The sequence below is a fragment of the Streptomyces sp. NPDC048636 genome (assembly GCF_040650655.1).
GTDB lineage: Bacteria > Actinomycetota > Actinomycetes > Streptomycetales > Streptomycetaceae > Streptomyces.
In genome coordinates this window covers 26,674-43,567 of the sequence record NZ_JBEZHR010000003.1, presented here as the reverse complement: position 1 = coordinate 43,567, position 16,894 = coordinate 26,674, and the positions used below count along the sequence as shown (strand labels likewise).

Genomic DNA, 16,894 nt, shown 5'->3' with positions numbered 1-16,894 from the left:
GAGCCGCGATGCCCACCTCCTCCTCACGGCGAGTACTCGCCGTGATCCCCGCCCGCGGCGGATCGAAGGGCGTCCCCGCCAAGAACCTCGCCGCCGTGGGAGGAGTGCCGCTGGTGGCGCGCGCCGTCCGGGAGTGCCGGGCCAGCCGCCTGGTGACGGACGTGGTCGTCTCCACCGACGACTCCGGGATCGCCGCCGCGGCCCGCGGCGCGGGCGCCGAGGTCGTCCAGCGGCCCCCGGCCATCGCGGGCGACACCGCCACCAGCGAGGCCGCGGTGATCCACGCCATGGACGCCTGCGAAGCGCTCGGCGGCGGCCCGGTGGACGTGGTGCTGCTGGTCCAGTGCACCAGCCCGTTCCTGGTCCGCGAGGACATCGACGGGGTCGCCGCGGCGGTGGTCGAGAAGGGCGCCGACAGCGCCCTGACCGTCGCCCCCTTCCACGGCTTCGTCTGGCGCGAGGGCGAACTGCCGGAGGCCGACGGCGGCGACGGCGTCAACCACGACAAGGCGTACCGTCCGCGCCGTCAGGACCGCCCCCAGGACTTCCTGGAGACCGGCGCCGCCTACGCGATGGACGCCCGCGGCTTCCGCGAGGCCGGACACCGCTTCTTCGGCCGCACCGAGCTGGTGCGCACCGACGCCGCCCGGGTGCTGGAGGTCGACGATCCGCACGACCTGGCCCGCGCCCGCGCGCTGGCGCCGCTGCTCGACGCGGACCGGCCGGGCTCCCTCCCCACCCGCGAGGACATCGACGCGGTGGTACTCGACTTCGACGGCACCCAGACCGACGACAGGGTGCTGATCGACTCCGAAGGACGCGAACTCGTCGCCGTGCACCGCGGCGACGGGCTCGGGATCGCCGCCCTGCGCCGAGCGGAGCTGGCGCTGCTGATCCTGTCCACGGAAAAGAACCCGGTCGTCGCCGCACGGGCCCGCAAACTCCGGGTCCCCGTGCTCCACGGCATCGACCGAAAAGATCTCGCACTGAAGCAGTGGTGCGAGGAGCAGGGCATCGCGCCGGAGCGCGTGCTCTACGTCGGCAACGACGTCAACGACCTCCCGTGCTTCGGCCTCGTCGGCTGGCCCGTGGCGGTCGCAGGTGCGCACGACGTCGTGCGCGGCGCCGCACGTGCGGTCACCTCCACCCCCGGTGGTGACGGCGCGATCCGCGAGATCGCCTCGTGGATTCTCGGAAAGGAACTGTCTTAAGTGAGCTCCATCTCCCGCCTCCGCACCCTCGGTGACAAGACCGCCGGGCCCGGCCAGCCGGTCTACGTCACCGGTGAGATCGGCATCAACCACAACGGCGACCTGGAGAACGCGTTCAAGCTGATCGACGCGGCCGCCGACGCGGGCTGTGACGCGGTCAAGTTCCAGAAGCGAACCCCGGAGATCTGCACCCCGCGCGACCAGTGGGACATCGAGCGCGACACCCCCTGGGGCCGGATGACCTACATCGACTACCGCCACCGCGTGGAGTTCGGTGAGGACGAGTACCGCGCCATCGACGAGCACTGCAAGAAGCGCGGTATCGCCTGGTTCGCCTCCCCGTGGGACACCGAGGCCGTCGCCTTCCTGGAGAAGTTCGACGTCCCGGCGCACAAGGTGGCCTCCGCCTCGCTGACCGACGACGAGCTGCTGCGCGCCCTGCGGGCGACCGGCCGCACGATCATCCTGTCGACGGGCATGTCCACCCCCAAGCAGATCCGCCACGCGGTCGAGGTGCTGGGCAGCGACAACATCCTGCTCTGCCACGCCACCTCCACCTACCCGGCCAAGGCCGAGGAGCTCAACCTGCGCGTGATCAACACGCTCCAGGCCGAGTTCCCCAACGTGCCGATCGGCTACTCCGGCCACGAGACCGGTCTCCAGACCACGCTGGCCGCCGTCGCGCTGGGCGCGACCTTCATCGAGCGCCACATCACCCTGGACCGCGCCATGTGGGGCTCGGACCAGGCCGCCTCGGTGGAGCCGCAGGGTCTGACGCGCCTCGTCCGTGACATCCGCGTGGTCGAGGAGTCGCTGGGCGACGGCGTCAAGAAGGTCTACGAGAGCGAGCTCGGCCCGATGAAGAAGCTGCGCCGGGTCGCGGGCGTCATCGCCGAGGGCGAGACCGCCGAGCGCGAGCCGGTCGCGGTCTGAGGCCCTGCGACGTGAACCCACCGGCCGGTGAGACCGGCCCGCGCCCGGAGACGGCGGGCAGCCCCGAGCACTCGGGGGCTGCCCGCCGGATCCGGGCCTTGCCCTTGGACGGTGCGATGCCCTCCGTGGACGGTGCCATGCCTTCAACACCCCCGAGCACCCTCGCCTTCGTGGAGAGCCCGGTCCAGCTGCTGAACGTGCTGGAGTGGGCGTCCATGGACGCGCTGCGCGGTGCGCCACCGGCCGCGGCCGCCGCCCCCGGGGCGCCGTCCGGCGCCGACCCGGACCGCCTGCCGCCGCTGGGCGCGGCCCTGGACCTCACCGTGGTGGTGCTCGCCCCGCACGATCCGATGACCCGCGGCCAGCTGCGCCGGATGGCCGAACTCGCCCGCGACGAGGGGATCACGGTCCGCTGGGAGGACGCGCGCGGCGGGGCGAGCGCCCCGCTGAAGACGATCGGCGGACTGCGCGGACCGCTGCGCCGCGCCGGGCGGATCGTCATCGGCGATCCCTTCTCGCGCTACGTCCAGCTGCTGCTGACCCTCACCCGCGCCCGGGATCTGGTCGTGGTGGACGACGGCACGGCCACCATGGAGTTCATCTCTCAGCTCGCGGGCGGGGAGCGGCTGGAGCGCTGGCACCGCCGCGGCAGTGGCCGAGGGGCGCGCGACATGGTCTTCGCACCGGTGTCGGCCACCGCACGCCGTCGGCTCACCCCGGGCGCCAAGCGCCGGGTCGAGGTCTTCAGCTCCATGCCGGTCGAACCGCCTCCCGGGGTGACCGTCACCGCCAACGACTTCGCCTGGACCCGGGCCCGCTTCGGCCCGCCCCGGATCACCCGCGGCACCGACCTGGTGGGCACCTCCCTGGTGGAGACCGGGGTGGTGGACCTGGAGCGCTATCTGGAGGCGGTCGCCGCGCTGGCCCGTACCCACGGCGCCACCCGCTACTTCGCCCACCGCCGGGAGAGCGCCGAGAAGCTGCACCGGGTCTCGGCCGAGGTGGGGCTGGAGATCGTACGGCCCGATCTGCCGCTGGAGCTGATAGCGCGCCGGGGCCCGATCGGCCACACCATCGTGAGCTTCCCCTCGACCGTGGTGCACACCCTGCCGCTGGCGCTGGTGGGCACCGGGGTGCAGGTCGCCGTCTGCGATGTGGACCCGGCCTGGCTGACGAGCGACGCCTCGCCGCGCGCCCAGGGGTTCCTGTCGGGCGTCACCGGGACCGCCCGGGACGTACGGCGGCTGAGCCCGGTGGCACCGGCCGCCGCGCCCGGCCCGTCACCGGCGCCCGGGCCGCAGACGCCGCCCACGTCGCCCGCGCCGCCCACGTCGCCCGCGCCGCCCACGTCGTCCTCAGGGAGACCCGCGGCCCCCGGGACCGCCATGGCAGCTTCCTGACAGCGTCGCTCGGACGGCCGTGTGGCCCTTCTCACGACAAAGCGGACTGTTATACCCCCTGACTAGGGAGATCATGCGCCGGGAGGGGGAGTTTTCTCTCCCCGATCCGGTTGAAGTTTTGTTGATCGACATTCGGACGGCCGGGTCGCCGTTCTACGCTTCTTCAGGTGAAGCAATTGATGTCCCTCGATGAGACCGACGCCACATTCACCGCCGACGCGGCCCTGCCCGGCGCGCTCCCCGATGCGCTCCGCGCCGAACTGATCTCCTTCCGGCGCGATTTGCATATGCACCCGGAGCTCGGCAACTGCGAGTTCCGCACCACCGCCGCGATCAAGGCCCGGCTGGAGAAGGCGGGCCTCGCCCCGCGCGTACTCCCCTCCGGCACCGGTCTCATCTGTGACATCGGCCCCCGGGAGAGCCTGTCGACGGCACTGCCGCTGCTGGCGCTGCGCGCCGATATCGACGGACTGCCCATCCCGGACACCAAGACCGTCCCGTACCGCTCGACCTTCGCCGACCGCGCCCACGCCTGCGGCCATGACGTCCACACCACCGTCGTGCTCGGCGCCGGTCTGGTCCTGGCCGAGCTGGCCCGGGAGGGGCGGCTGCACCGTCCGGTGCGGCTGCTGTTCCAGCCCGCCGAGGAGGTGCTGCCCGGCGGCGCGGCCGACGCGATCGAGGCGGGCGTACTGGACGGCGTCGGCCGGATCCTGGCCCTGCACTGCGACCCCAAGGTCGAGGTCGGCCGGATCGGGCTGCGCGCCGGGCCGATCACCTCGGCCTGCGACCGGCTGGAGATCTCCCTCGACGGACCGGGCGGCCACACCGCGCGTCCGCATCTGACCACCGACCTGGTGACCGCCGCCGCCAAGGTGATCACGGAGGTGCCCGCGCTGCTGGCCCGCCGGGTCGACGCCCGCTCCGGGCTCGCCCTGACCTGGGGCCGGGTGGAGTCCGGGCACGCCTGCAACGTCATCCCACAGCACGCCGAGCTGTCCGGCACGGTGCGCTGCCTGGACCTGCCCGCCTGGCGGGAGGCTCCGGACCTGGTGCACGCCGCGATCGACGAGATCGCCACCCTGCACCGGGCCAAGTCGGAGATCAACTACATCCGCGGGGTGCCGCCGGTGGTCAACGAGGCCGGCTCCACCGGGCTGCTGCGGGACGCCATGGTCGCCCGCGGTGGCTCCGCCGCGGTCGAGGGCACCGAGCAGAGCCTCGGCGGCGAGGACTTCTCCTGGTACCTGGAGCGGGTGCCGGGCGCGATGGCCCGGCTGGGCGTGCGCCGCCCCGGTGACACCACCCGGCGCGATCTGCACCGCGGCGACTTCGACGTCGACGAGGGCGCCATCCAGGTCGGTGTGGAGCTGTTCACCGCGGCCGCCCTGCTTGACCGAAACCTTCTGTAGACTCCTCGCCACCTCCTCGTCATCCTCTCGGTCACGGCACGTTCGCGACGATCCGATAACAGCTTCCGAGGGGGGCTTTATCTGGCATCTACGCGCGTTACGATGCGGCGGAGCCAGCGCCAAAGGAGGCGCTTCGAGTCAGAGGGGACCCTCGTGCGCCGGGTATCCAAGATAGTTGTCGCGGGGCTTGCCACCGCGGCCCTCGCATTCTCCGCCACCGCCTGTGGCAGCAGTTCCGAAGAAGGAAGCAAGGACAAGGGCATCGGCCTGGCCTATGACGTGGGCGGCCGTGGTGACCACTCCTTCAACGACTCCGCCGCCAAGGGCTTCGACAAGGCCAAGAAGGACTTCAAGGTCGGTGGCACGGAGCTGACCGCCAAGGACGGCGACACCGACGCCGACCGCTACGACAAGCTGGCCAGCCTCGCCGAGGAGGGCTACAACCCGGTCGTCGGCGTCGGCTACGCGTGGACCCCCTCGCTCACCAAGGCCGCCAAGAAGTACAAGGACACCGACTTCGCGATCGTCGACTCGGTCGTCGACCTCAAGAACGTCGCCAGCCTGGTCTCCGCCGAGCACGAGGGCTCCTACCTCGCCGGTGTGGCCGCGGGTCTGAAGACCAAGTCGAACAAGGTCGGCTTCATCGGCGGCACCGACAGCGCGCTGATCAAGAAGTTCGCGGGCGGCTTCCAGCAGGGCCTCAAGGACACCAACCCCAAGGCGTCGCTGGACGTCCAGTGGGTCCAGGTCGGTTCGGCCAAGGGCTTCGGCATGCCCGACCGCGGCAAGGACATCGCCGAGGGCATGCTCTCCAACAAGGTCGACGTGATCTACTCGGCGGCCGGCGGCTCCGGCGCGGGCGCCATCGAGGCCACCGCCAAGAAGAAGGGCACCTGGTCGATAGGTGTCGACGGCGACCAGTACTACGACAAGGGCCTGGCCCAGTACAAGCACACGATCCTGACCTCCATGATCAAGACCGTGGACGGTTCGGTCTACGACTTCATCAAGAGCGTGACCAAGGACAAGAAGGCCGAGAGCGGCATCCAGTCCTACGACCTGAAGCGCGGCGGCGTCTCCCTCTCGTACTCCGGCGGATTCATCAACGACATCAAGCCGAAGATCGAGGAAGCCAAGAAGAAGATCATCGACGGCAAGATCAAGGTGGCTGACACCTACAAGGACTGATCACCGTCCGCCACGGACCCGGGGGGACCCGCCGTCCGCCCGGGTCCGTGGCACTTCCCCGGCCAGCCCCACCGCTCTCGCCCCTCAGGAGTGCGCCATCAAAGCCTCCAGCCCGCCCCAGGGCGCCCCCGCCGGCGACGTCCACGACATCGCCGTAGAGCTCCGCGGAATCACCAAGCGGTTCCCCGGAGTCGTCGCCAACCACGACATCGACATCACCGTGCGCCGCGGTACCGTCCACGCCCTCGTCGGCGAGAACGGCGCGGGCAAGTCGACCCTGATGAAGATCCTCTACGGGATGCAGCGCCCGGACGAGGGCACCATCGCGCTCGATGGCGCCACGGTCGAACTGCACTCGCCCGGCGACGCGATATCCCGCGGCGTGGGCATGGTGCACCAGCACTTCATGCTGGCCGACAACTTCACCGTGCTGGAGAACGTCGTCCTCGGCGCGGAGAAGCTGCACGGTATCGGCGCCAAGGCGCGGGCCAGGATCAAGGAGATATCCGACGCCTACGGCCTGGCGGTGCGCCCCGACGTCCTCGTGGAGGACCTCGGTGTGGCCGACCGCCAGCGGGTGGAGATCCTCAAGGTCCTCTACCGCGGCGCCCGTACGCTGATCCTCGACGAGCCGACCGCGGTCCTCGTCCCGCAGGAGGTCGACGCGCTCTTCGACAACCTCCGCGAGCTCAAGTCCGAGGGTCTCACCGTCCTGTTCATCTCCCACAAGCTGGGTGAGGTCCTCTCGGTGGCCGATGACATCACCGTCATCCGGCGCGGCACCACGGTGGCCTCCGTCGTCCCCTCCGAGACCAGCCCCCGGCAGCTCGCCGAGCTGATGGTCGGCAGCGAACTGCCCTCCCCGGAGACCCGCGAGTCCACCGTCACCGACGAGAAGATGCTGACCGTCGACGGACTGCGGCTGACCGCCACCGATGTGGACGGCGTGCAGCGCGCGGTGCTCGACGGAATCGACCTCACCATCCACAAGGGCGAGGTCCTGGGCATCGCCGGAGTGGAGGGCAACGGCCAGGCCGAACTGGTCGAGGCCATCATGGGCATCCGCGACCCCGACACCGGCGTGATCGCCCTCGACGGCTCCGACATCTCGCACGCCCCCACCCGCAAGCGGCGGGAGGACGGCATCGGTTACATCCCCGAGGACCGCCACCGGCACGGCCTGCTGCTGGAGGCCCCGCTGTGGGAGAACCGCATCCTCGGCCATGTCACCGAGGAGCCCAACAGCAAGGGCGGACTGCTCAACCCGGGCGCCGCGCGCCGTGACACCGAGCGGATCGTCGCCGCGTACGACGTGCGCACCCCCGGTATCGAGGTCACCGCGGCCTCCCTGTCCGGCGGCAACCAGCAGAAGCTGATCATCGGCCGGGAGATGAGCCACCACCCCAAGCTGCTGATCGCCGCGCACCCCACCCGCGGGGTGGACGTCGGCGCCCAGGCGCAGATCTGGGACCAGATCCGCGCCGCCCGGCGGGAGGGCCTGGCCGTACTGCTGATCTCGGCCGACCTGGACGAGCTGATCGGCCTGTCCGACACCCTGCGGGTGATGTACCGCGGCCGGCTGGTCGCCGACGCCGACCCCTGCACGATCACCCCGGAGGAGCTGGGCTCCGCCATGACCGGCGCGGCCTCCGGCCGCCTCGAGGGCACGGCCGACGCCGACGCCGACGCCGTCCCGGCGGCCGCCGCACCGGCCGACGCCACCCCGGCTGGGGGAGAGGACCGATGAAGAAGTTCGACAAGGAGCGGGTGCTCCTCGCGGTCGCGGCCCCGGCGCTCGCGATCGTCAGCGCGTTCCTGCTGACCGCACTGGTGCTGGCGGCGACCGGCAAGGCGCCGTTCGACGCCTTCGGCGTGATGTTCGAGTACGGGGTGAAGTCCGACAGCCAGGTCTACATCCTCAACAAGGCGACGACGTACTACCTGGCGGGTCTCGCGGTGGCCATCGGCTTCCGGATGAACCTGTTCAACATCGGTGTCGACGGCCAGTACCGGCTGGGCGCCTTCTTCGGCGCCGCCGCCGGTGGCGCGATGGGGCTGCCGGGTCTGGTGCAGATCCCGCTGATCATCCTGGTCGCCATGCTCGTCGGCGCGATGTGGGCGTCCATCGCCGGTCTGCTCAAGGTCTACCGCGGCGTCAGCGAGGTGATCAGCACCATCATGCTGAACTCGCTCGCGGGCATCCTCATCAGCTATCTGCTGGTGGACGGCCGACTGGGCGTACTGGACAAGCAGACCAACATCGTGGCCACCAAGGCGCTGCCGGAGTCCAGCCACTTCTTCACCATCCCGGCCGGTGGCGACCTGGACCCGATCTGGGGCTTCATCGTCGTCGCCGTCCTCGCCGGGGTCGGCTTCTGGTTCCTGCTGGGCCGCACCCGGTTCGGCTTCGACCTGCGCGCGGTGGGCCGCTCCGAGTCCGCCGCCGAGGCCAGCGGTGTCAACGTCAAGCGCATGATCCTCACCAGCATGCTGCTCTCCGGCGCGATGGCCGGTCTGATCGGCATGCCCACCGTGCTGAACGACACCCACCAGTTCACCGCCGACTTCCCGGTGAACGTGGGCTTCACCGGTATCGCCATCGCCCTGCTCGGCCGCAACAACCCGGTCGGCATCGGCCTGGCCGCCGTGCTGTGGGGCTTCCTGGAGCGCGGTGCCAACCGTCTGGAGCTCCAGGGCTACGACAAGGAGATCGTCGGCGTGATGCAGGGCGTGATCGTCCTCTGCGTCGTCATCGCATATGAACTGGTGCGCCGCTACGGCCTCAAGCGCCAGCAGCAGAAGGTCGGTGCGGAGCTCGCCGCCCAGGCCAAGGCCGCCAAGAGTGACAAGCAGGAGGTGCCGGCATGAGTGCCACGGTGACCACCACCAAGAGCACGACCACGCCGGGCAAGGCCGACAAGCCCGCCTCCCGGATGTCCCTGGCCAAGGTGCTGCTGATCGTGGCCGGCGGTCTGATCGCGCTGTCGGTGCTGCGGACCTTCGTCGACGCCGCCCAGCAGGCGGACTTCGACCGGGTCACCTCCGCCGGGCAGATCGGCGCCGCGCTGTCCATGGCCGTGCCGATCGGGCTCGCGGGCCTCGGTGGTCTGTGGGCCGAGCGGGCCGGTGTGGTCAATATCGGTCTCGAGGGCATGATGATCCTCGGCACCTTCTTCGGTGCCTGGGCCGGTTACCAGTCCAGCCCCTGGGTGGGTGTGCTCGCGGGCGTCCTCGGCGGCGCCGTCGGCGGTCTGCTCCATGCCGTCGCCACCGTCACCTTCGGGGTGGACCACATCATCTCCGGTGTGGCGATCAACATCCTCGCGCTCGGGGCCACCACCTATCTGGCCAAGCGCTGGTTCGAGCCGCTGAGCGACATCGGCGGCTCGCCCAAGAACTCCCCGCAGGTCGACGACCTCCCGACGTTCACCGTGCCCGGTCTGTCCGACGGGCTGTCCACCCTGGAGAACCACCACTGGTTCCTGGTCTCGGACGTCGCCGGGATCGTCGGCGGTCTGGTCACCGACATCTCGGCGCTGACCGTGCTGACCATCGTGCTGGTCATCGGCAGCTTCTTCGTGCTGTGGAAGACCTCGTTCGGACTGCGGCTGCGGTCCTGCGGTGAGAACCCGACGGCGGCCGAGTCCCTCGGCGTCAACGTCTACCTGTACAAGTACGCGGCCGTGGTCACCTCCGGCGCGCTGGCCGGACTCGGCGGTGTCTTCCTCGCCCTGGTCCGCTCGCACATCTACAACGAGGGCCAGACCGGTGGCCGCGGCTATATCGGTCTCGCCGCGATGCTCTTCGGCAACTGGCGGCCCGGCGGGCTGGCGATGGGCGCGGGTCTGTTCGGCTACTCCGACGCCCTCCAGCTGCGCAACGGCGGTGCCACCGTGCACGCGCTGCTCTTGCTGGTGGCACTCGGCCTCGCTCTGCTGGCGGGCTGGCGGCTGTTCCGCAAGAGTTATGTCGCGGGCGCGGTGGCCGCTGCCGGTGCGGTGCTGCTGATGGTCTGGTACCTGGTGACCGACACCGTTCCCAACGACCTGGTCGCCGGCACCCCGTACATCGTCACCATGCTGGTGATGGCGCTGGCCTCACAACGGCTGCGGATGCCCAAGGCCAACAACCGGCCCTACCGGAAGGGACAGGGCACATGACCCCACCCGCTGCGGCGGCTCCCGACTGGGAGTCGCTGCGTGCGGCGGCCCGGGACGCGATGTCCCGGGCCTACGCCCCGTACTCCCGCTTCCCGGTGGGCGCCGCGGCCCTCGTCGACGACGGCCGCACGGTCACCGGGTGCAATGTGGAGAACGCGGCCTACGGCGTCGCCCTGTGCGCCGAATGCGGACTCGTCTCGGCGCTCTTCGCCTCCGGCGGCGGTCGGCTGACCGCCTTCACCTGCTGCGACGGCGAGGGTGCCGTCCTGATGCCCTGCGGCCGCTGCCGCCAGCTGCTGTGGGAGCACGGCGGCCCCGGGCTCCAGATCGACACCGCCTCCGGCGTCCGCCCGCTGGCCGAGCTGCTGCCGGACGCCTTCGGCCCCGCCGACCTCGAACGCCTCGGCGCTTGACGCCCGGGGTGCGGCCCGGCCGCCACCGGGCCGCACCCCCTCCTTCCCCGGCGCCCTGACCTCCGGCGCCCGCACCACGCGAGAAAGGGCCCGCACCCCACCATGGACGCCATCTCCGTCATCCGCGCCAAGCGCGACGGCGGCCGCCTCACCGACGGCCAGATCGACTGGATCATCGACGCCTACACCCGTGGCGAGGTGGACCCCGAGCAGATGTCCGCGCTCGCGATGGCGATCTTCCTCAACGGGATGGACCGCGCGGAGATCGCCCGCTGGACCGCCGCCATGATCGCGTCCGGTGAGCGGATGGACTTCTCCTCCCTGCCGCGCCCCACCGCCGACAAGCACTCCACCGGTGGTGTCGGCGACAAGATCACCCTGCCGCTGGCGCCCCTGGTGGCCGCCTGCGGCGCCGCCGTACCGCAGCTCTCCGGCCGCGGCCTCGGCCACACCGGAGGCACCCTCGACAAGCTGGAGTCCGTCCCCGGCTGGCGGGCGCTGCTGTCCAACGACGAGATGATGGACGTGCTGCGGGACGTCGGCTCGGTCATCTGCGCGGCGGGCGACGGTCTCGCCCCCGCCGACAAGAAGCTCTACGCGCTGCGCGATGTCACCGGCACGGTCGAGTCCATCCCGCTCATCGCCTCGTCGATCATGTCCAAGAAGATCGCGGAGGGCACCGGCTCGCTGGTGCTGGACGTGAAGGTCGGCTCCGGCGCCTTCATGAAGCACATCGACGCCGCCCGGGAGCTGGCCTCCACCATGGTGGGCCTCGGCACCGACCACGGGGTGCGCACCGTCGCCCTGCTCACCGACATGTCCACCCCGCTCGGCCGCACCGCGGGCAACGCCCTGGAGGTGCGCGAGTCCGTCGAGGTGCTGGCGGGCGGCGGCCCGGCCGATGTCGTCGAACTCACCCTCGCGCTGGCCCGGGAGATGCTCGACGCGGCGGGTCTGCCGGACGCCGACCCGGCCAAGGCCCTCGCGGACGGCTCCGCGATGGACCACTGGCGCCGGATGATCGCCGCCCAGGGCGGGGACCCGGACGCGGAGCTCCCGGTAGCCCGGGAGCGGCAGGTGATCCCGGCCGCCGCGGACGGGGTGCTCACCCGCCTCGACGCCTACGCGGTCGGGGTGGCCGCCTGGCGGCTGGGCGCCGGCCGCGCCCGCAAGGAGGACCCGGTGCAGGCGGGCGCCGGTATCGAGCTGCACGCCAAGCCGGGGGAGCGGGTCACCGCCGGTCAGCCGCTGCTGACCCTGCACACCGACACCCCCGAGAAGTTCGACTACGCCCTCCAGGCCCTGGACGGCGCGGTGGACTACGCCCCGGCGGACACGGAGTTCAGCGCGTCCCCGATCGTGCTGGAGCGCATCGCGTAACGCACGGCGCGCCAAGAGGGAGGGCCGGAGGGGCTGTTGCCCGTCCGGCCCTCCCGCTGTGTACGCGCTACTTCGGGGCGACCCACGGTGCTGTCGGCGGTGGAACCGCCGGCTCTTCTTTGCCCGCCCGCACCCCACAGTGGGCACGGGTACCGTTCTGAGGGACAGACCCGAACGGATGGAGCCCCGATGCCTTGCCCACAGCTTGAGCACAGCAGGCCCGCCGCACGTTGGGGGGTGTGCTGATGTTGGAGGAAGCCGAAGAGATCGGCCGCCGCGTACGGCGGGCGCGCCTGCGCCTCAGGATGCCGCAGGCGGATCTCGCCTCAGCCCTGGGGAAGTCTCAGGGCTGGGTGTCCAAGATGGAGCGCGGACAGATCGAGATAGACCGCGTGGGGTTGCTCAACGCGATTGCCGCCGAGCTGCACGTACACCCCAATGACCTGATCGGGCGCCCGTACACGAGCAGTCCGGCCGACAACCAATGGCAGGTCGCCGCAGCGTCGATCCTGCGGGAGCTGCGCCGCTATGACCTCACGCCCGTGTTCGATGGCGCGCCCCGGCCGTCCGGTGAACTGTGGCGGGACATGGCCCGCCTGCACCGCCTACGGGACGCGGCGGCCAACGTCGCGATCCTGCGTGTCCTGCCGGACTTGCTGCGCGAGGCCCGGGCGCTCGCCAATGTCGCCACCGGGCACGAGCAGGAAGAGGCGTACGCGGTGTACGCGGTCGCCTGCAAGTTCGCCCACACCGCCGCGCACGCGCTCGGGCACCCCGAGCTGATCGCCATGGCTGCCGAGCGGGCCGCGTGGTCCGCCCGCCTGTCCGGCGACCCCGTCATGCCCTCGCTCGCCGACTGGATGCGGGTCTGGGACATGTGGGCGACGGCCGATTGGGCCGACTCCCTCGCCTTGTCGGACAAGGCCCTCACCGGCATCCAGGATGACTACGACCGCGGCGATCCGCTCGCAGTGCGCATGTGGGGCTCGCTCCAACTCCGGGCCGCCGTATCCGCCGCGCGCGGGGGACGACCGTCCGAAGCTGAGGACCGCATCGGCTACGCGCGCAGCGCCGCCGACCGCATGTGCGATCACCAAGGGCCTCCGGCCTACGATCGGCACTCGGTGACCTTCTCCCCCGGCAACGTGCAGATTCACGCGATCAGCGTGGCTCTGGAGACCGGTGAGCAGACCAAGGCCCTTGCCATCAATCGCCGTACAAGCCCCGAGCTGGTCGCCGCGTTGCCCAACTCCCGGCGGGGGCACCATCACATGGACCTCGCGCGGGCGTGGCTGTGGGACGGCAACCGGGTAAAGGCAGTCGCCGAGCTGGAGACGGCCGAACGGATCGCCCCGCAGCTCGTACGTAACCACCCGATTGCCCGCTCGACGCTGCGGAGCATCGTCTACGCCGAGCGCACTGCGACGCGCGAGAAGCTGCGCCGCATGTCGGACCGCTTCCACCTCGACGGGTGAGGGTCGTATTCCGCTGAGTCATATTGAGCCCCTGGCGCCCTTCTAACGTCAGGGGCATGACGCGACGACCAGCCCCTCACCTCCCTTCCCAGTGTGCCGAGTTAGGCACCGCGGCGCCGTTCTATCCGAACCTCGGCGATCTCGCCCGAGACACCGTCCGAGAGGGGCGGATCGGTGTCGTCGTCGCCCTGCCGGGCGAGGGAAGGCGGACCTACCACTTGTGTCCGCCCGGCGGCGGCGACGAATGGTCCGCCCCCGCCGACGGCACCACGCTCAGGCCGGTGCCTGCGCAGGTCACACTTGTCACGCCCCAGAAACGGGATGTGGTCTACGACCGCCGGGCGCAGCACGGCGCCCTGCCCGTTCAGGTCCATTACGAGGACGGTGGCACCAGCGAGTCCCTGCTCGTCCTCACGCCCGATCAGTTGGAGCTGTACGCCTACCAGATCGGGCGCATCATCGAACTGCGTCAGCATGCACGCGAGGGGGCCCGGTGAGCGCCCGCTACGCGTCCGCCCGTGCATCGCGAATCCCCGATCCTCTGGGACTCGTCCTGGGATGGCTTTGGGTCCTGGGTACGGCTGTCGGGTTCGTCTGCCTCGGCTCGCTCGTCAGCAGCGACCTCGACGGCCAGGACCCGAACGGGCCCCTGCTGGCCGGTCCCGACTCCGCCCCTTTGGCGGCGTAGGACTTCCCGCCCGCCCGGATGGCCGGACAGGTGGGGTGCACCACGCACGTTTCCGAAGCATCACCGAAGCAAGGAGGAAAGGACCGTGACCGTCGTACAAGAACGTCCCGCGACCGACGCGCGGACGCTGCTCAGGGCCGATCTGCGGGCAACACTCGCAGCCAATTTACTCGCCAGGTTCCCCGACATGACCGAGGACCAGGCGGACCGCGGGATCAGTCAGATGCTTGCCTTCCTCGCAGCTGGTGCCCGCAGCGACGTACCGCTCAGCCCGTCGCCGCTGGTCGATGACTTCTGGCACGCCTTCCTGCTTCACACCAAGGCGTATCAGGAGTTCTGCGCGGAAACGCTCGGGAAGTTCGTCCATCATCAGCCCGGCTTCCTCGACAAGGAGGAACACGGCGGCGGCAAGGCGCTGCGCGCCCGGACGGTGGAGGCCATCGCCGCTGCCGGATACATCGTCGACCTGGAGTTCTGGCCCGAAGTGGACATCGCAGACTGCTCGCAGTGCCACGCCAACTGCCATAACAGCCCGAAGCACGTCTGACGCCCCCTGCGGCCGGTCCCCATCTCGTGCCACGCTGTGGCCGAGCCGGGGACCGGCTTCGTTCTGTACGAGGAGAGACGAGGGTGGAACGCACCGCATGGCATGAACTACCGCCCGCAGCCCGAGATGCCGTGGAGAAGCACGCGGGGCTCGTAGACGACGCGGAGACCGCGGGAAACGGTGTGATGTCCCGCCTCGCCTGCACGCTGCACACCGCCTCGGGGCGCGTGTTCGTCAAAGGAACCCGCGTGGACGACGAGACAGCATGGGTGTACGACTACGAGGCGCGGGTCACGAGGCGCGCGCCGTGCGCTCCTCGCTTGCTATGGCGGGTAAAGGCGGGGGGTTGGCTGCTCATCGGGTACGAGTACGTCGACGGCGACCACCCCGATCTCACCCCCGGCTCGGCCGACCTTGCCCCGCTGGTCGACACGCTTACCGCCGTGTCGGCGGCTCGATGGCCCGAGGCTGTGCGTAAGAAGCCGCTGCATGTGAGGTGGGGCGGCTTCTTCCCCGCCGATCGCACACCCGACCTTGCGGGCAACGCACTGATTCATACGGATGTGTCCGCGCTGAACATGCTCGCTACCGCAGACGGCATCCTGCTCCTCGACTGGGCACTTGCCTGCCCTGGCCCGGACTGGGCCGACACCGCGTTCGCCGTCGTGCGGCTCATCCATGCCGGACACACCCCCGAGCAAGCCGAAGAGGTCGCCCACGAGGTTCCGGCCTACCGAGCTGCCGCCCCCGCTGCGGTCAGTACCTTCGCGCATGCCCTGCGCGCAGTCTGGGAGAGGAGAGAGAAGGCGGACCCGCTACCGCACCGGGCCGCCCTTACGGCCGCCGCCCTGTCCTGGGCCGCGTATCGCGGGACGAACAGGGCGTGAGGTGGGGCGTGCCGTGCCTCACGCGCGGAGCGGCGTGGGCCGCAACGGTCGCTCACGGCCGTGCTCACCCGCGTGGTCGCGCAGCCGCACCCCGGACAGGACACCGACGCCCCAGGCCAGCAGGGACAGGGTCAGTTGGGCACCGGACAGGGCCTAGTCGAGCAGCTGACCCCGCCTGCTCAGCAGGAACCGCTTGAAGGCCGCCACCGGTGGGGTGTCCGGATGGCCGTCCAGCCAGGCGACGCCGATCTCGCGCACCGCGCGCGGTGCGGTGACCGTCAGCTCGGCCACCCCGGGGCGCGGCACCGCCGGGGGCGGCAGCAGTGCCACCCCCAGTCCGGCGGCCACCAGACCGCGGATGGTCTCCGCCTCCTCGCCCTCGAACGCGATCTTCGGGGTGAACCCCGCCTCGGCGCACAGCGCGTCGGTGATCCGGCGCAGCCCGTAGCCCGGTTCGAGGGTGACGAACACCTCGGCGGCGGCCTCGGCCAGCCGGATCCGGCGGCGGCCCGCCAGCCGGTGGTCGTCCGGCACCACCAGCCGCAGCCGCTGTTCGTCCAGGCGGCGGGCGACAAGATCGGGGGCGTCGGGCACCGGGGAGGTCAGACAGAGGTCGAGTCCGCCCGCGCGCATCCGCTCGATCATCGCCTCGCCGTAGTTCTGGACCAGTTGGAAGCGGATCCGCGGATGGTCCACCCGGAAGGCGCGGAGCAGTCCGGGCACCGTCTCCGAGCCCAGGGTGTGCAGAAAGCCGAACGAGACCCGGCCGGCCGCGGGGTCGGCGTCGGCCCGTACCGACTCGGCGGCGCGGTCCACCTCGGCGAGGGCCCGTTCGACCGAGCGCAGGAACGTCCGGCCCGCCGGGGTGAGCGCCACGGTGCGGCCGCGCCGGGCGAACAGCGCGACGCCGAGGTCCTCCTCGAGCCGCACCATCGCCCGGCTGAGCGTCGACTGCGGCACCCCGAGCTCCTGGGCGGCCCGGGTGACATGTTCGTGGCGGGCGACGGCGGCGAACTGGGCGAGCCGCGGGGTGAGCGCCACCGCCCAGGACTCCTCCTCCTCCATTCCCGCTGTCACCGGAATGTCGTGTTCGTAACTGATGCGTGACACGTACGCCCCTGACCTCGGCTCATGCTGTGGTGGATCGATTATCTCGATTCCGTGCATTGGACGCATCAGCCATGGGTACATACGGTCGAA

Annotated in this window: 15 protein-coding genes; 14 read left to right on the top strand and 1 reads right to left on the bottom strand. The window is 70.8% G+C overall.

Going from position 1 to position 16,894, the window contains the following annotated elements:
* Nucleotides 1-8 precede the first annotated feature (8 nt).
* The 14 genes from AB0C66_RS10785 (at nt 9) to AB0C66_RS10720 (ending at nt 15,694) form a co-directional block, all read left to right on the top strand.
* A complete protein-coding gene (locus AB0C66_RS10785; protein ID WP_362435734.1) occupies nt 9-1,211 on the top strand; it encodes an acylneuraminate cytidylyltransferase in 1,203 nt (400 codons plus the stop codon).
* Nucleotides 1,212-2,144 carry an N-acetylneuraminate synthase family protein gene (locus AB0C66_RS10780; protein ID WP_362435732.1) on the top strand — a complete coding sequence of 311 codons (933 nt, stop codon included), beginning with the start codon at nt 1,212-1,214 and terminating at the stop codon, nt 2,142-2,144.
* Nucleotides 2,145-2,281: 137 nt separating this feature from the next.
* Nucleotides 2,282-3,544 (top strand): hypothetical protein, encoded by a 1,263-nt coding sequence (locus AB0C66_RS10775; RefSeq protein ID WP_362435730.1) that lies wholly within the window; start codon nt 2,282-2,284, stop codon nt 3,542-3,544.
* A gap of 179 nt (nt 3,545-3,723) precedes the next feature.
* Nucleotides 3,724-4,956, top strand: a complete 1,233-nt coding sequence (locus tag AB0C66_RS10770; RefSeq protein ID WP_362436624.1) for an amidohydrolase — start codon at nt 3,724-3,726, stop codon at nt 4,954-4,956.
* 153 nt (nt 4,957-5,109) lie between these two features.
* A complete protein-coding gene (locus tag AB0C66_RS10765) occupies nt 5,110-6,144 on the top strand; it encodes a BMP family ABC transporter substrate-binding protein (RefSeq protein WP_362435728.1) in 1,035 nt (344 codons plus the stop codon).
* A 97-nt stretch (nt 6,145-6,241) separates the two neighbouring features.
* Nucleotides 6,242-7,891 carry an ABC transporter ATP-binding protein gene (locus AB0C66_RS10760; RefSeq protein WP_362436622.1) on the top strand — a complete coding sequence of 550 codons (1,650 nt, stop codon included), beginning with the start codon at nt 6,242-6,244 and terminating at the stop codon, nt 7,889-7,891.
* Nucleotides 7,888-9,012, top strand: coding sequence for an ABC transporter permease (locus AB0C66_RS10755; RefSeq protein WP_362435726.1), 1,125 nt, complete (start codon nt 7,888-7,890; stop codon nt 9,010-9,012). Before AB0C66_RS10760 ends, AB0C66_RS10755 begins: the two co-directional genes overlap by 4 nt.
* On the top strand, nt 9,009-10,304 hold the full coding sequence (locus AB0C66_RS10750) for an ABC transporter permease (RefSeq protein WP_362435724.1): 1,296 nt from the start codon (nt 9,009-9,011) through the stop codon (nt 10,302-10,304). Before AB0C66_RS10755 ends, AB0C66_RS10750 begins: the two co-directional genes overlap by 4 nt.
* Entirely contained in the window at nt 10,301-10,717 is a 417-nt protein-coding gene (locus AB0C66_RS10745; RefSeq protein WP_362435722.1) for a cytidine deaminase, read from the top strand. Before AB0C66_RS10750 ends, AB0C66_RS10745 begins: the two co-directional genes overlap by 4 nt.
* 102 nt (nt 10,718-10,819) lie before the next feature.
* Nucleotides 10,820-12,097 carry a thymidine phosphorylase gene (locus AB0C66_RS10740; protein WP_362435720.1) on the top strand — a complete coding sequence of 426 codons (1,278 nt, stop codon included), beginning with the start codon at nt 10,820-10,822 and terminating at the stop codon, nt 12,095-12,097.
* Between the two features lie 245 nt (nt 12,098-12,342).
* Nucleotides 12,343-13,572, top strand: coding sequence for a helix-turn-helix transcriptional regulator (locus AB0C66_RS10735; protein WP_362436620.1), 1,230 nt, complete (start codon nt 12,343-12,345; stop codon nt 13,570-13,572).
* Between the two features lie 56 nt (nt 13,573-13,628).
* Nucleotides 13,629-14,069: a hypothetical protein gene (locus AB0C66_RS10730; RefSeq protein WP_362435718.1), complete on the top strand. Its 441-nt coding sequence runs from the start codon at nt 13,629-13,631 to the stop codon at nt 14,067-14,069.
* Between the two features lie 276 nt (nt 14,070-14,345).
* Nucleotides 14,346-14,807: a hypothetical protein gene (locus AB0C66_RS10725; RefSeq protein WP_362435716.1), complete on the top strand. Its 462-nt coding sequence runs from the start codon at nt 14,346-14,348 to the stop codon at nt 14,805-14,807.
* Nucleotides 14,808-14,890: 83 nt separating this feature from the next.
* Nucleotides 14,891-15,694 (top strand): hypothetical protein, encoded by an 804-nt coding sequence (locus AB0C66_RS10720; RefSeq protein WP_362435714.1) that lies wholly within the window; start codon nt 14,891-14,893, stop codon nt 15,692-15,694.
* Between the two features lie 153 nt (nt 15,695-15,847).
* Here the strand turns inward: AB0C66_RS10720 and AB0C66_RS10715 are convergent, their stop codons facing one another.
* Nucleotides 15,848-16,861 (bottom strand): LysR family transcriptional regulator, encoded by a 1,014-nt coding sequence (locus AB0C66_RS10715; RefSeq protein WP_362436618.1) that lies wholly within the window; start codon nt 16,859-16,861, stop codon nt 15,848-15,850.
* Nucleotides 16,862-16,894: the final 33 nt, after the last annotated feature.

Excerpts from the sequence above, each read along its gene's own strand:
- AB0C66_RS10785 (WP_362435734.1), top strand. The coding sequence starts at position 9 with ATGCCCACCTCCTCCTCACGGCGAGTACTCGCCGTGATCCCCGCCCGC.
- AB0C66_RS10775 (WP_362435730.1), top strand. The coding sequence starts at position 2,282 with ATGCCTTCAACACCCCCGAGCACCCTCGCCTTCGTGGAGAGCCCGGTC.
- AB0C66_RS10770 (WP_362436624.1), top strand. The coding sequence starts at position 3,724 with ATGTCCCTCGATGAGACCGACGCCACATTCACCGCCGACGCGGCCCTG.
- AB0C66_RS10755 (WP_362435726.1), top strand. The coding sequence starts at position 7,888 with ATGAAGAAGTTCGACAAGGAGCGGGTGCTCCTCGCGGTCGCGGCCCCG.
- AB0C66_RS10750 (WP_362435724.1), top strand. The coding sequence starts at position 9,009 with ATGAGTGCCACGGTGACCACCACCAAGAGCACGACCACGCCGGGCAAG.
- AB0C66_RS10745 (WP_362435722.1), top strand. The coding sequence starts at position 10,301 with ATGACCCCACCCGCTGCGGCGGCTCCCGACTGGGAGTCGCTGCGTGCG.
- AB0C66_RS10740 (WP_362435720.1), top strand. The coding sequence starts at position 10,820 with ATGGACGCCATCTCCGTCATCCGCGCCAAGCGCGACGGCGGCCGCCTC.
- AB0C66_RS10735 (WP_362436620.1), top strand. The coding sequence starts at position 12,343 with ATGTTGGAGGAAGCCGAAGAGATCGGCCGCCGCGTACGGCGGGCGCGC.
- AB0C66_RS10730 (WP_362435718.1), top strand. The coding sequence starts at position 13,629 with ATGACGCGACGACCAGCCCCTCACCTCCCTTCCCAGTGTGCCGAGTTA.
- AB0C66_RS10715 (WP_362436618.1), bottom strand. The coding sequence starts at position 16,861 with ATGCACGGAATCGAGATAATCGATCCACCACAGCATGAGCCGAGGTCA.